An 11,623-nucleotide genomic window follows, 5' to 3' on the forward strand; every position below is an offset into this window, starting at 1 on the left:
CGAGGATGACTGATCGACTCGCCCCAGCGCGGCGTGGGAGCGAGCACGGAAAACCGATGATCACGGCTTGGGTAGGCCGGGATAGGCGAAGGGGACTTGATGTCTGGGGTCTTCGACATGCGGCGGATCCCGCTCGATCCTGGGCCAGTGGTGCCTGGTTCGACCTTGGAGCCGATCGCGCGCTATACGGCGCAACGTCACAACGCGGACGGTGCATCGGTGGTTCTGGGTCGCGCCGAGGTCTTTGAGCGCGAGCAGCCGGAGTATGTGCTGGCACGGCTTTCCTGGGGCGAAGGACGCTTGGACGCCGCCCAGGCTGTGAGGACGGAGGCGCTCAGTTGCGCTCCCGCGGGTGCATCGGTCTACTTCCCCGTCAGTGCTGCGGTCAGCAAGGACCACTCCGACCGCCGGGCCTTGGCCGTGGCATGCGGGCTGGAACTGTTCCAGGAGAAGGAGGGTTTTCTCTGGGCGGACACCGGCCAGCCGCTACCGGAGTCCCGCGACTCACCACGCGACCGATGTCGATGGTCGGGCGGAAGCCCTTTGTCACCTTGATCGGCCGGTGTCTGCTCGGCACCCTCGTCGACCGCAGCGACGCGTTCACGCTCATCCGGCACACCCCTCGGGAGTGGGTCGAACGCTTTCTCGAACGCCATGCGAAGCCCGTCGACGAGCCATCATGGCTCCTGGCCGCCACGGAGAGTGGGACACCGGTCGGATTCGTCGGGGTGGCCGGCCGACCGGACGAGCCGGAAGCGGGAACTCTGGTCCTGATCGGTGTCCTCCTCGAACATCGCGGGAAGCGATACGTTGACGTACTGATTCACGCAGGCAGCTTCGCGGCGCGGGCACGCGGTTTCGACAGGATGCTCTCACTGGTCGACGTTGCGAACCAGCCGATGATGGCAGCGATGCATCGCACCGGATATACGCCGGACGCCCACCCCTGGCATAAATGGCTCTACGTCCGGACTCCCGAGCTGGGTGGTAGTGGCGCCGGGCCGAGACGCGCGGCGACGTGTGATGCGGGGCCCCAGGTCTCCCAGCGGACCGACGGTACGCCGTCGGTGGCGCAGCACATTCTGAAACGGTCAGTAAGTCCGTGACGTGACAGCGCGGACCGGCGCCGACGCGTTCGGCCCCGGACGGGCACACCTGTTCCACCTACTGCCTTGCTGTCAGGCGTGTTTCGGCGGACGGAGGGGAGACGGTCTTCCGGCCGGGATCGGGGGCATCCAGCGCGCCTTGTACAGGCTGGTCTTCGCGATGCGCAGCGTGCCGTCGGGGAGATGGAAGGTGAGGGTGGAGGTGCACCACTCGCACGGGTTCGCACCGTCGGCTGCGACGGTGAGGACCTGGCCGGTTGCGGGATCGTCGCTGATGCTCGTCACGCCCGGCGCGTCGATGCCCTTTTCTCCGGTGAAGGGAACGAACGCGTTCCCTGGGGTGGAGTACTGGTAGACGTGACTGTTGGTGGTGACCCACATCAGGTTCGGGGCGGAGGCGACGGCGTTCAGGTCGTGGGCGCCCTGGTTGGGCAGGACCACGGACTTCTTCAATGTGATGTGCGGCCGGCTCGGGCTGCCGGTGACGGCGAGGGCCACGAGCCGGTTGGTGCCCGCAGCCCAGAGCAGTTGCCGGGCCTGGTCCCACTGCAGACCGTGTGCGCCTGCGAGGTCAAACTGCGTGTAGCGGGCCGACAGCGTTGACTGGGAGGCGGTGTAGATCCGCACGAAGTCCTGGACGCTGGCGGCGATCGCGATGTTGCCGTCAGGGAGTACCTCCAGGGTGTGCGCGTTGGCGCCGGTGAGCCCGGCCCACCGCACCCACCCGCCGGGGTAGGCCACCATCGCGGCCAAGCCCCCCGATGCGCAGGTCAGCACCCAGTGCTCACCGTCCCACAGCCGGTACTTGGCCTCGTTGACATTGCTCCAGGTGCGTTTCGGGTCCAGGACGCTCAGCTCCGTGCGGCCCACAGGGGTCCAGGACCAGGAGGCGGCCCGGACAGCTCCCAGGTCGTGCACCCGGGGCGTGACGTGCTGCCATGACGGATTGCTGCCGTCGAGCAGGAGCACCCGCTCGCTGGCCTGGTCCGCCGCAAGGATCAGGCTGCGGCTGGCACGGCGCGGGGCCGACCGAGCGGGCTCCCGGCAGGGCCGGTCCTTCGCGAAGGCGGCCGAGCCGCTCACGCCGATCACACCGGCCGCGGCCTTGATCACGGCCCGCCGTGACGGCGCCGCAAGCTGGCGCGGGGGCACGAGGATTCCAGTGGAGGACGGGCTCATCCCTCCATGGCACTACGTCAAGGCGTGTCAGAGGGCCAGTGACACGCGCCCGGGAACACGCGGCGCAGGACGCAGCCGGGGGAGCTCTGAGGCTTCGCCCGGTCCGGCTGCCGGCGCGGTAGGTCGAAACCCGCTGGTGGCCGTGTTCGGGGGTGAAGGGTTGTGGTCACTGCGCGTGCCCCCTTCACCCCCGCCACGGCAGGGGCAGGGCTGGTTCAAAGTCTTGCCCCAGCGGTTCTACGTGTGCTTCACGCGAATGCCGCTATGCGTGTCAGTGCAGGATCGCGTGGGAGATGGCGCAGCTGTTGGTGTCGTTGGACCAGCTGGACTGCTCAGCGAAGGTGCCGAAGGATCCGAACGAGATGTTCGCCGCGCCGCCCGCCGTGCCGGGGGAGAGCCAGGCGCACTCGTCGGAGTTCTCCTCCTGGTAGTAGGAGCTGGACGTCTGCTGGTTGGTCCAGCCGCCGGCCGGGTTCATGTCCGACATCATCTCGTGCCACTCGTGGCCCATGGTCATGGTGTAGCCGTCGAGCGTGCCCTTAGTGCCGGAGTTGACGAAGTCGATGCCGCAGGCGCTCTGGCCGCTGATCTTGAAGTCCATGTTGTAGGGCTGGTTGCTGAACGCGATGTCACCGTACGGCGAGGTGACGGCTCCGCCGCTGAGGGTGGTGTCACCGTTCCAGTCGTGCCAGGCGCAGTAGCCCGTGGACGGGTTCTCGTAGCCGTCCGGGTCGACGCCGTGGGGGGAGAGGATGACGTAGTAGGCGTTGCGGTTGGCAGCGGCGGTGGTGTTGCCGAAGTGGGCAGCCGCGTTGACCGCCTCGACGCCGAGCTGGTGGCCGGTGGCGGCGGACGGGGACTTCGCGGAGTTGTCGTACCAGACGCCGGACAGCACGCCACCGGTCTGGTAAGGGATGAAGTTGGCGTTGGTCGGGCAGCTGGTCGCGCCGGCGGCGACGTTCGGGCCGTCGCACCACTGGGTCAGGTCGGCGGACCAGGTCTCGCCGTTGGTGCCTATGCCCTTGAACATCTGCTGTGCGGCCGAGGCGGCGTGGTCCGCGTCGCCGGTGAAGGTCGCGTTGCCGTTGGAGTCGGTGCCCTCGGTGCCCCACTGGGTGCCGTAGAAGACCAGGTAGACCTTGGCATGGCCGCTGTTCACGCCGATGCCGTCGATGCCGCCGCCGTAGGCCAGCGTCTCGGGGCCGGTGGTCGCTGCCGCCGCGGTGTGGGCCTTCGTCCAGCCCTGCGCCTTCGCGTTCCCCTGGAGGGTGGGGATCGCTCCGTGCCGGTAGGGGTGCTGGTACTGCGGGTCGTACGGGTTCGCCTGCGCTGCGGCGTGCGGTGCGTTCGCCGCCATGGCGGCAGGGGCCTGCGCCGCGATGAGCAGGCCGCCGGTGATCAGGGTCAGCGAGGCGAGTCCGGTCAGGAGCTTGCGGCTCGCGCTGTGGGGGTGGGGGAGACCCATGGAAGGTAGTACCTCTCTGCGTTTCGGGCCGTCCGAGGGGGTGGGACGGGACGGCTCCCGTGCGCCGACGCACCCCTGACCCGCGGGTTCGCGGACAGGGATGTGCCAACTGGCTGATAAGGAAACGTGCTTGAGGAAGTGCCGGTAGATCGGGCGAGCGGTGCACCACTGGCCGGGGTGTAGCGAAGCAGACCTGCTCGAGCCCGGTCAATGCCTTATGCGAAACCCACAGCTCCGTTAACGGCCGGAAGATAAAGCGTTAACAGAATCGCGATCAAGACAGTCCAGCACGTCAACACATGGGTGGTTTTCGGCCGGTGTGTGGATGCAGCTCTTCTCCCCGCCGAAGGCGACCGCTGCCGGCGGCTCCTCCCAGGGAGCGTTTCGCCGCCGGTTCGATCCGCGCCGTCGCCTCCGTCATCGGTATCAACTCCGCGACCCTGTACTCGCACGACCCCCCCTCCCAGAGCCACCTGCCGGCCGAACTGGCGCGCATCGGCCGCCAGGAGCTCCACGACAGGTTGACGGAGGCATCGGCCGTCACGAGCGATGCGGCGTCCGAGCAGCTGGGCGCGCTCGTGCGGGTGGCCACCCTGATGCACACCGACTACTCGCTGTTCGCGGTAGTCGCCAATGACGAACTGCACGGGCTGTCAACGGAACTGGCCGCGCCAGCGCCCCACCATTCGCCCGGCCGTGCGCCGATGGTTGCAGACTCGCGACCCGAGCCGGCTCCGGGGTGGTGCCCGGTGCCCACGTGTCGCGGCCGCTCGCCCGTGCGGCAGACCGTAAGTGGGCACTGCACTGCCGGGAGGCTTCGTCAGGGGGTTTGGTGGGCGCGGGCAAGTTGGAGGACGGTGGTCCATTCACTGAGGATGTGCTGGAGCTGGGCGGTGTTGTTGTTGATGGTCTGGTGCTGGTAGGTGGCCCAGAGCGTCGTAAAGGTCTGCAGGTACTGGGTCCGGGTTTTGCAGGTGACGTCGGTTTCTGCTGCGTGCTTCTCGTAGGGGGAGGGCGGGGGGAGCGTGGCGCCCTTGGGGACGGGGAGGCCGCGTCCGAGGAGGCTTCGGTCGTGTTGGGGGGCGAGGGGGTTGGGGTAGGTGTAGCCGGCCTGCTTCATGCAGGCGCTCCAGGCGGTGTTGGCGGCGCGCAGGCGGGGGTCGGCGAAGACCTGGTCCAGGGTGTTGGAGCGGAGGTTCTCCAGCGCGTTGCCGGCGTCGTTGGCCGCGGTGATGTCGAGTGCGGTGTAGGCCTTGCCCGCGCATCCGTGGAAGGCGTTGACGACGGCCTGCGGGACGGCAGGCTGAGTGCCGGAGCCGGAGCCGGAGCCGGCGTCGGGCATGCGGTAGCCGAACTGTTCGGCGTCGGCCATGGTGGAGACGCCGTAGTACACCAGCGGGGGTGTGGGGGTGGGCAGGTAGTTGCCGCCCCACCCGGTCGGCAGGGTGAGTCCCTGGGCGTGCATGCAGGACTGCTCGATCTGGGTGGCGGCCTTGAAGACGAGATTCTCGTCGCCTGCGGTGGCGTAGGCGTCGTAGGCGTCCAGCGGAAGGATCATCGAGCCGTCCGACAGGAGGTCAGCGCCGCTCGTCCGGTAGGTCACGGTCACCCCGCTCGGTGGGGTGACCGTGAACGCGCTCAGCTGCGCCGCCGGTGGGACGGGTGCCTGGTTCAGGCGGGCCAGGGCGACGGCCCCGGCCGCGATGACGGCGAGACCGATCAGGGCCGCCTTGCGGCGCAGCGGCTGTCGGACGGCTCCCTCCTTGCGGGGAGGGCGGGTGGAGTCGGTCTGCATCGCGAAGGGGCTCCTGGTCGTGTGGTGGAGGGGAACGTGCCCTGCCCCGTCCGAAGGACGGGAACAGCATTCAGCCCAGCGCGGCTGGATGACGGTCGCTCAGGCCGGCCGAAACCAGGAAGCGTTGGATGCTGGGTCGGTAGGAGCGCCGGGCTGTACCCGATTCGCGCTCCTGGACCGGGCGGGTGCAGCCCCAGCCCAGGAGCGTCGTGGAATACCATGCCTGCCCCTGGCCGCCGGGAGCGGACCCTTCGGCGGCCAGGGGTGCTAGAGCGTCAGCTCCAGTGCTGGTAGTTGTTGCCCAGGCCGTAGGCACCGTTGGTGTAGACGCCCGTGTTGGCTGGGCCGCTGCCGCCGTCGAGGTACAGGCCGGTCTGCTGGGAACGCAGGGCCCAGCCGTTGCTGGTGGAGATCTCGTACCAGTGCTGGTAGGTGTTGGTGGGAGTGGGAGGGTTGCAGGAGGTCAGGTAGACGTTGCCCTGCTGGCCGTTGTCCCACTGGGTGTTGCTGTCAAGGCACCAGTTGCCGCCCTCGCCGTCGTTCGCCTCGATCCAGGTGCCGTTCGGCTGCTGGTAGTCGTACCACTCGCCGTACGGGGTGTTGTCCTCGCCGGCGCCGGTGTAGACGCAGCCGCAGTTCGTGCCGTAGGCGAGGGAGTCGCCGGTGGCCTTGTTCGTCCAGGTCACCAAGCCGTTGGCCGAGGCCGTCCCGGCGACCCCGAGCGTCGTGGCCGCGAGAACCGCGCCCACCACCGCGGCCTTGGCCAGGCGCGCCCCACGTCGTGAGGAAGTGCTCATCTGCACATCAACCCTTCTGCTGACCGGATGGGTGGCGATGCCATGGGCCATTCCGGCGCTGCGATCCCGACCCTGTCCGGGGCGGGTGACGGTGATCCACACCGACGCCGAGGATCTTTCGGCTCGCCTGCCAGGGGTGTCCAGACCGGCCCTGGAATTGACGGTTCTGTGGGACGGGGCACGATCTGAGCTGGGCAAATGCGGGGGCATGTGACGATTCTGTGGGACGATCATGTGAGGCGTTGCGGGCTACCCAGGTGGGCCGAACCGCGTGAGCGGATGGAGGTGGCTGCAGCCGGGGGATGGTTGTCGCGTCCTCACGGGTTCGAATCGTGGGTAACGTAGACGGACCGAGCCAGTCCACTCGAATCAGGGCAACCCTACTGGATTTACCGTGCGTTGAGTCGGGCACTGGACAGCCCGCGGCCCGGCCCGGTGTGCCCCGCCGGCCACTGCACGCCGCAGACCTGTGTGCCCCCGCACGCCCAGCGGCTGGGTGTCCACGGCCGCGAACGTCCTTGGGCCGGCGCCGGCCTGCCCACCCACATCACCCGCCAGGTCCTGCCCCGCATCCACGACGTGGCGACGCTGCGCCCCTGCCCCGCAGTCCTCACCAGCCTGCGCGACCAGTTGGGACTCTTCGACCAGCGTGCCGCCGAGTTGGAGACCGCCCGCCGCGAGCACATGACCGACACGATCCAAGCCGTAGCCGGACTGCTGTCACACCAGCAGACCGCCGTCCGCACGACTGGCGAGCAGATGTGAACGGCGCCGCCAGTTCACCCCTCGACGTCCCACCGCCGACCATGCGCGAGCTCGATAAGCAGCGACTTCCGGGTGGTACGACAGCAACGATCCATGACCTCGAAGGGAGCGAAATCCGCGAGTGCCTCGGTGAGGGCGGCGATCAGATCCTCCCGCGCGCCCTTCGTGATCAGTACCGCGTGGCCATCGCTGATGTGGTCGAGCGTCATGTGCTGCTCACGATCTCGATCTGAGGGGTGACGTACACATGGAGCACGCTCTCGCCCTCGGGCCACACGTCCTGGGCGTGCTGGAACAAGAACAGCTTCATGACGACGCACCGCAGCGGTCCCCGCACGAAAATCGGCACGGTCAGTCCTCGTACGGCACTGGCCCCCGCTCCATCCTGACGACCGCTCACCTTGGTGGTGGCCTTGAGTGAGCCGCGGGTGCTGGTGTGCGGGAGCCGTCGCTGGCCGTGGCCGCTGAGCGTAAAGACGGGGTTGACCGGCTCCAGGTCCGCTGTGGCGACGATCTGGTGGTCATCGAAGGAGCGGCCGACAGGGGCTGATGCTGCAGCTCATGCCTGGTGCGAGATGGGCGGGCTCTGCGCGGAGCGTCATCGCTGTTATCCGGTGGACTGGGGGCGGGCTGAGCGGCGGGTCCCGGCCAAAGGGCTGGCGGCTGGCGGGGCCTGAGCGCAGCACCCGCATGTTCTTGCGCCGCAGCTGGCGCACCGGAGATCGGGGGGTGTGAACCGCTGGTGGCGGTGGAAGATGCTGTTCACCCGGCCTTGCTCGGCACGGCTGGTTGACCCGAGGGGTGCGCGTGCAGGTGTTCAAGCTGGTCGTGCTGTTCGTGGTGGTCGTGCCGATGACGGTGCTGGTGCTCCTGATGATCACCGTGTTGAGCCGTGACATGGTGCGCCGTCACCGCAGACTCCGTGGCGGCCCGGCGGGCGGGAGCGAGGTCGACAGCCGTCACGCGGGGGATGACGAGCACGGAGGGGAGGCATGGTGGGGGTCATGGCGGGAGTGACGGCGCCGGGCGCGGTTCGATCCTGGCCGAGGTTGCATCGGGGGTGGACTGCCAGGCGCCTGGGCCGTCGCCGCGCGCCCGCGCGGCGTACCAATTCGCCAGCTGTCAGCGTGCGGTGGCGGTGAATTCGGCTGCGGGGCCCTGCGCCGGCCGGATCGGCAGCGCCTCCCACGCGATACCGTTCCGGTCGATTTCCCTGCCGAGACTGGCCATGAGGTTCTTCTGCGCCACCTTGGGGGTATCGGGATCAGAGTTCTGGCCGGCCAGGCCCGTGAAGGTGATGCCGCGGAACTTCGCCGTTGCGCTGATCCGCTCCACCCCGCCCGCCAGCACGGTCTTCCCCAAGGCGAAGGGGATGTACAGCTGCGCCTTGCCCTGATAGCGGCCCCACGTGGCGTCGATCTGCGCGAGCAGCCGCTGTAGCTCGGCAAGGTACCCCGGGACCTCCGGGCTACGGCCCGGTGCCTTGTCCAACTGCGCGAGCACCACGATGACCTCGGCGACCAGCCTGTGCACCTGCTCGGCCTCTGCCGGGGTCAACGGCCGTGTCCTCGCCCGTTTTGTGAACATCCCTGCCTTGTTGGAGACATGCGTCATGCCGATCGCGCTGAGGTGGCACAACGCGGACGTGAGCGAACGCCCCACATCGGCGTAGACCGGCTTCGTCGTGGTGCTGCTATTACCTTCGAGCCGTGCGACCAGTCGGCGTGCCTCAGGAATGTCATGAGCGAGCCGTGCAGCTATCTCAGGGAAGTCCATGCCCGGAACTGTAACGACTTCCCTCACACCTCCAACGCTGCCTTCGGCAAACCGGGCGTCTCGTACGAGAGCGTCAGGAGGGGCCCGGCCCGTACACCTAGTGGGGGCTTTCGCTCCCTGCGCATGAGGCGAGCGACCATGCAACTCTCCCTTGAGAACAGCCAGTTCAACGACGGAGGCCCCCAGCGGCCCTGTCCCGGTCTGAGCTACTACGCCTGCTGGAGTCACTACGCTCGGGACGGACTCGAACTCGAGGAGCCGCAGGCGAGGACGTCGGCGGCCGGGCTCGCCCCTGCCGCTGTGCGCGTACTCTCCGCGATGCTCGCGGACCGCGGCTGGGACACTGGCACGGGCGCTGCGGCCATCCCCTGGAAGACGCTGCAGGACCGGCCACTACCGATCACTCGCAGGTCGTGTCCTTCCGCGAATGCTCTGGCCTGGTGACCATGACCGTCTCCAGCACTGCCTGGCTGACTCAACTACGGCTCCTGACAAGGGTGCTGCTCAACGCACTGAATCTTCGTGCGCCGCAGGATGGCCCGTCGGCGAGCGTGAACCGGCCCGGAGCCGATACGTTGTCGCGTTCACAGAGCAGATCATGCCTGATCAGGTGGTGATCTGCACTGATCGGAGACAAGGCGTGACCGGTAAGCCCGCGGTCACGCCTCCGGATACTCCTGGTCGAGCCAACGGCACGCGAACGCGGCCACCTTGCCGGCCGACATACCGCTCGTCTCGACGACGAGGTCGGGTTTGGTGGCCTGCTTGGGCAGATTGTTCTGATGCAGTGAAAGGCCGACCGGATGAGCGTGGCGGCGCTGCCGGTCAGCCAGCGGCTCGTCGGTGACCGAGAGCTCGATGAAGGCGACCCGGGCCAGCCCCCGTGCACGCAAGTCGAGGAGTCGGCCTTCGAGGTCCGTGTTGACGACGGGCTCGAACGCCTGACCGTCGACGATCACACCGACGCCAGCGCCGAGAATTCCCACGATCCCCGCGTTCATCGCGCGGAGCATGGCGATGGCGTCGACGCCGTTGTTGATCCGTCGCGCCCCAGGCATGGACGGGACATCCTGGTAGGTGAAACCGCGTTCTGCGAATCGGGCATTTGCAACGCCACCGGCCCACTGCCCGGGCACCATTCGGTAAAGCTCGTCCACTCCGAAGCGCAGCAGGGGCTCACGGGCGTGCTCCTGGATAGCGGCCGCCAACGTCGACTTTCCGGCGGCGGAAGGCCCGGTGATCACCACACACAGTGGGGGCTTGCCATCCATACAAGAACCCTTGTCTCGATGCTCATGCGCCGCAGGATGGCCCGTCGGCGAGGGCGAACCGGCCGGGGGCCGGCTCGGCTGCCCAGCCGCGGTCCACGAGGCGCTTCGTCTTCGACCGTACCCCTTCCACGCTGGCCGGGCGCAGCTCCAGCCCGAGTACGACGGCCATCCTCCTGGCACGTCATCACCCTGTCCTCCTCCGTGCGGCGTTCCACCAGGGCGGAAAGGAGCTGCCGGTAGTCACCGCAAGCACATCCGCGGTCAGCGCGGGCAGTCACACAGGCACGATCGACCCCGCCCGCGCGGCGTGCCGTCGCTGGTGCGTGCCGACGGACGGCACCTCGGCCGCAGCTTCCGGCTCCGGCACACACGGGCTCTCGACGATCACTCGGGCGTTAGGTCTCGATCCGTCGTTTCCACCATGGGAGGTCGTGCGGGGCGAACGGGTCGTTGACTGTCCGGGCGATAACGCGATCGTCGAGCGGTCCGAGTTCCCTCCGCAGCTCTCGCCGGGCCCGGGGCCGGAGAGAACAGGCGGCCCGCTCCAGCAGCGTCCTGACGTGGTGATAGCCGCTGCGCAGGTTCGAGTCGTCAGGTCCGTAGTGGGGTGCCGGGTCTCGATGCGGACGCCGGCCGGTGTAGGCCCATCGCCGGAAGGCGTGGGCGACGGACCCGGGGTGCAGGCTGTGGGAGCGTTCGAAGTCAGCGATCTGACGATTCGTAGCAGCCGAGAGCCGCCGTATGACCGGAGGCCGTCGGTAGATAGCTGCAGGTCGGCCGCGTGCGGTGCGTCGCGGTAGCCGTGACCTGATCTCGCCCGGTGATCGGCGAGGCATGGGGACTTCCAGGGGACCGGATAGTGAAGGGTTCTCCGAGACCCTAGTGGCATGTAGCGGCTGGTCTCAATGGAACGGGCGGTCGCCGGTGCCTTGGGGGTATTCGCTGGCGCCGCCCTTGTGGATGGATGCATCGTGTGTCCTTGGCTATTCCTTGGCAGGGTGGACGGCGTGAAGACGAGACTGCGCGTGTTGCGTGTCGGCAACCGCAGATGCGCATGGACAGCCACGGTCTGCCATGTGCAGGGCGATAGCGACTGCCACCGGGGCATCCGCTTGCGTGGGGGGGCTCCGGGAAGAACGGCCGAGCGCTGCAGGTGGAGCTGCTGTCGAAGACCCTGTCGTGACCCTGGGCGCTTGCGCGACGGACGGCACCTATCCGACGTGACAGCGGCCACTGACTTTTCCCCGTGGACGGTCAGTTGGGAACGTGCCTGTGTAGCAGCTATAGGTGGTGCCATTGCGCCCCGGTTGGCTGGTCTGGGATCTGGACGTAGAAGTGCGCACGGGCCAGGGGGCCCAGGTCGCAGACGATGCCTGAGGTTGGTCCGCTTTGACGGACATCCGAGATCAGGGGTCACGGCCCCGGAGGGATGTCCATCATGGAAGACATGGGGAAGAAGAAGCCTCGAC

12 protein-coding genes are annotated in these 11,623 nt (G+C 68.1%); 5 read left to right on the top strand and 7 right to left on the bottom strand.

Translation table 11 applies throughout. From position 1 onward, the window contains the following. Nucleotides 1–99 precede the first annotated feature (99 nt). Nucleotides 100–555 (top strand): hypothetical protein, encoded by a 456-nt coding sequence (locus ABH940_RS17755; protein ID WP_370105668.1) that lies wholly within the window; start codon nucleotides 100–102, stop codon nucleotides 553–555. Continuing rightward, nucleotides 519–1,106 carry a GNAT family N-acetyltransferase gene (locus tag ABH940_RS17760; RefSeq protein ID WP_370105669.1) on the top strand — a complete coding sequence of 196 codons (588 nt, stop codon included), beginning with the start codon at nucleotides 519–521 and terminating at the stop codon, nucleotides 1,104–1,106. Before ABH940_RS17755 ends, ABH940_RS17760 begins: the two co-directional genes overlap by 37 nt. Nucleotides 1,107–1,178: 72 nt before the next feature. On the opposite strand, the gene ABH940_RS17765 is transcribed toward ABH940_RS17760, so the two are convergent. The 4 genes from ABH940_RS17765 to ABH940_RS17780 all read right to left on the bottom strand — a co-directional run bounded on the left by ABH940_RS17765 (nucleotide 1,179) and on the right by ABH940_RS17780 (nucleotide 6,342). Beyond that, nucleotides 1,179–2,285, bottom strand: coding sequence for a DUF6528 family protein (locus tag ABH940_RS17765; protein WP_370069994.1), 1,107 nt, complete (start codon nucleotides 2,283–2,285; stop codon nucleotides 1,179–1,181). 271 nt (nucleotides 2,286–2,556) lie between these two features. Beyond that, nucleotides 2,557–3,750 (bottom strand): hypothetical protein, encoded by a 1,194-nt coding sequence (locus ABH940_RS17770; RefSeq protein WP_370069992.1) that lies wholly within the window; start codon nucleotides 3,748–3,750, stop codon nucleotides 2,557–2,559. A gap of 820 nt (nucleotides 3,751–4,570) precedes the next feature. Continuing rightward, nucleotides 4,571–5,545 (bottom strand): hypothetical protein, encoded by a 975-nt coding sequence (locus ABH940_RS17775; protein ID WP_370105670.1) that lies wholly within the window; start codon nucleotides 5,543–5,545, stop codon nucleotides 4,571–4,573. 275 nt (nucleotides 5,546–5,820) lie between these two features. Further along, nucleotides 5,821–6,342, bottom strand: coding sequence for a hypothetical protein (locus ABH940_RS17780; RefSeq protein WP_370069988.1), 522 nt, complete (start codon nucleotides 6,340–6,342; stop codon nucleotides 5,821–5,823). Between the two features lie 399 nt (nucleotides 6,343–6,741). Between ABH940_RS17780 and ABH940_RS17785 the strand changes: the two genes are divergently transcribed. Next, nucleotides 6,742–7,107, top strand: coding sequence for a hypothetical protein (locus tag ABH940_RS17785; RefSeq protein ID WP_370105671.1), 366 nt, complete (start codon nucleotides 6,742–6,744; stop codon nucleotides 7,105–7,107). A gap of 14 nt (nucleotides 7,108–7,121) precedes the next feature. On the opposite strand, the gene ABH940_RS17790 is transcribed toward ABH940_RS17785, so the two are convergent. Beyond that, a complete protein-coding gene (locus ABH940_RS17790; RefSeq protein WP_370105672.1) occupies nucleotides 7,122–7,316 on the bottom strand; it encodes a hypothetical protein in 195 nt (64 codons plus the stop codon). Between the two features lie 598 nt (nucleotides 7,317–7,914). Between ABH940_RS17790 and ABH940_RS17795 the strand changes: the two genes are divergently transcribed. After that, nucleotides 7,915–8,124 (top strand): hypothetical protein, encoded by a 210-nt coding sequence (locus tag ABH940_RS17795; protein ID WP_370069986.1) that lies wholly within the window; start codon nucleotides 7,915–7,917, stop codon nucleotides 8,122–8,124. Between the two features lie 105 nt (nucleotides 8,125–8,229). On the opposite strand, the gene ABH940_RS17800 is transcribed toward ABH940_RS17795, so the two are convergent. Beyond that, entirely contained in the window at nucleotides 8,230–8,883 is a 654-nt protein-coding gene (locus ABH940_RS17800; RefSeq protein ID WP_370105673.1) for a hypothetical protein, read from the bottom strand. 368 nt (nucleotides 8,884–9,251) lie between these two features. Here ABH940_RS17800 and ABH940_RS17805 point away from each other — a divergent pair, with 368 nt between their 5' ends. Beyond that, on the top strand, nucleotides 9,252–9,500 hold the full coding sequence (locus ABH940_RS17805; RefSeq protein WP_370105682.1) for a DciA family protein: 249 nt from the start codon (nucleotides 9,252–9,254) through the stop codon (nucleotides 9,498–9,500). A 42-nt stretch (nucleotides 9,501–9,542) separates the two neighbouring features. Here the strand turns inward: ABH940_RS17805 and ABH940_RS17810 are convergent, their stop codons facing one another. After that, on the bottom strand, nucleotides 9,543–10,154 hold the full coding sequence (locus ABH940_RS17810; RefSeq protein ID WP_370069980.1) for a chloramphenicol phosphotransferase: 612 nt from the start codon (nucleotides 10,152–10,154) through the stop codon (nucleotides 9,543–9,545). Nucleotides 10,155–11,623: the final 1,469 nt, after the last annotated feature.

It is taken from the genome of Streptacidiphilus sp. BW17 (genome assembly GCF_041262485.1).
Lineage (GTDB): Bacteria > Actinomycetota > Actinomycetes > Streptomycetales > Streptomycetaceae > Streptacidiphilus.

What these genes read in the sequence shown, in the direction of transcription:
- ABH940_RS17755 (WP_370105668.1), top strand. Translation starts at nt 100, where the DNA reads ATGTCTGGGGTCTTCGACATGCGGCGGATCCCGCTCGATCCTGGGCCA.
- ABH940_RS17760 (WP_370105669.1), top strand. Translation starts at nt 519, where the DNA reads ATGTCGATGGTCGGGCGGAAGCCCTTTGTCACCTTGATCGGCCGGTGT.
- ABH940_RS17765 (WP_370069994.1), bottom strand. Translation starts at nt 2,285, where the DNA reads ATGAGCCCGTCCTCCACTGGAATCCTCGTGCCCCCGCGCCAGCTTGCG.
- ABH940_RS17770 (WP_370069992.1), bottom strand. Translation starts at nt 3,750, where the DNA reads ATGGGTCTCCCCCACCCCCACAGCGCGAGCCGCAAGCTCCTGACCGGA.
- ABH940_RS17775 (WP_370105670.1), bottom strand. Translation starts at nt 5,545, where the DNA reads ATGCAGACCGACTCCACCCGCCCTCCCCGCAAGGAGGGAGCCGTCCGA.
- ABH940_RS17780 (WP_370069988.1), bottom strand. Translation starts at nt 6,342, where the DNA reads ATGAGCACTTCCTCACGACGTGGGGCGCGCCTGGCCAAGGCCGCGGTG.
- ABH940_RS17790 (WP_370105672.1), bottom strand. Translation starts at nt 7,316, where the DNA reads ATGACGCTCGACCACATCAGCGATGGCCACGCGGTACTGATCACGAAG.
- ABH940_RS17800 (WP_370105673.1), bottom strand. Translation starts at nt 8,883, where the DNA reads ATGGACTTCCCTGAGATAGCTGCACGGCTCGCTCATGACATTCCTGAG.
- ABH940_RS17810 (WP_370069980.1), bottom strand. Translation starts at nt 10,154, where the DNA reads ATGGATGGCAAGCCCCCACTGTGTGTGGTGATCACCGGGCCTTCCGCC.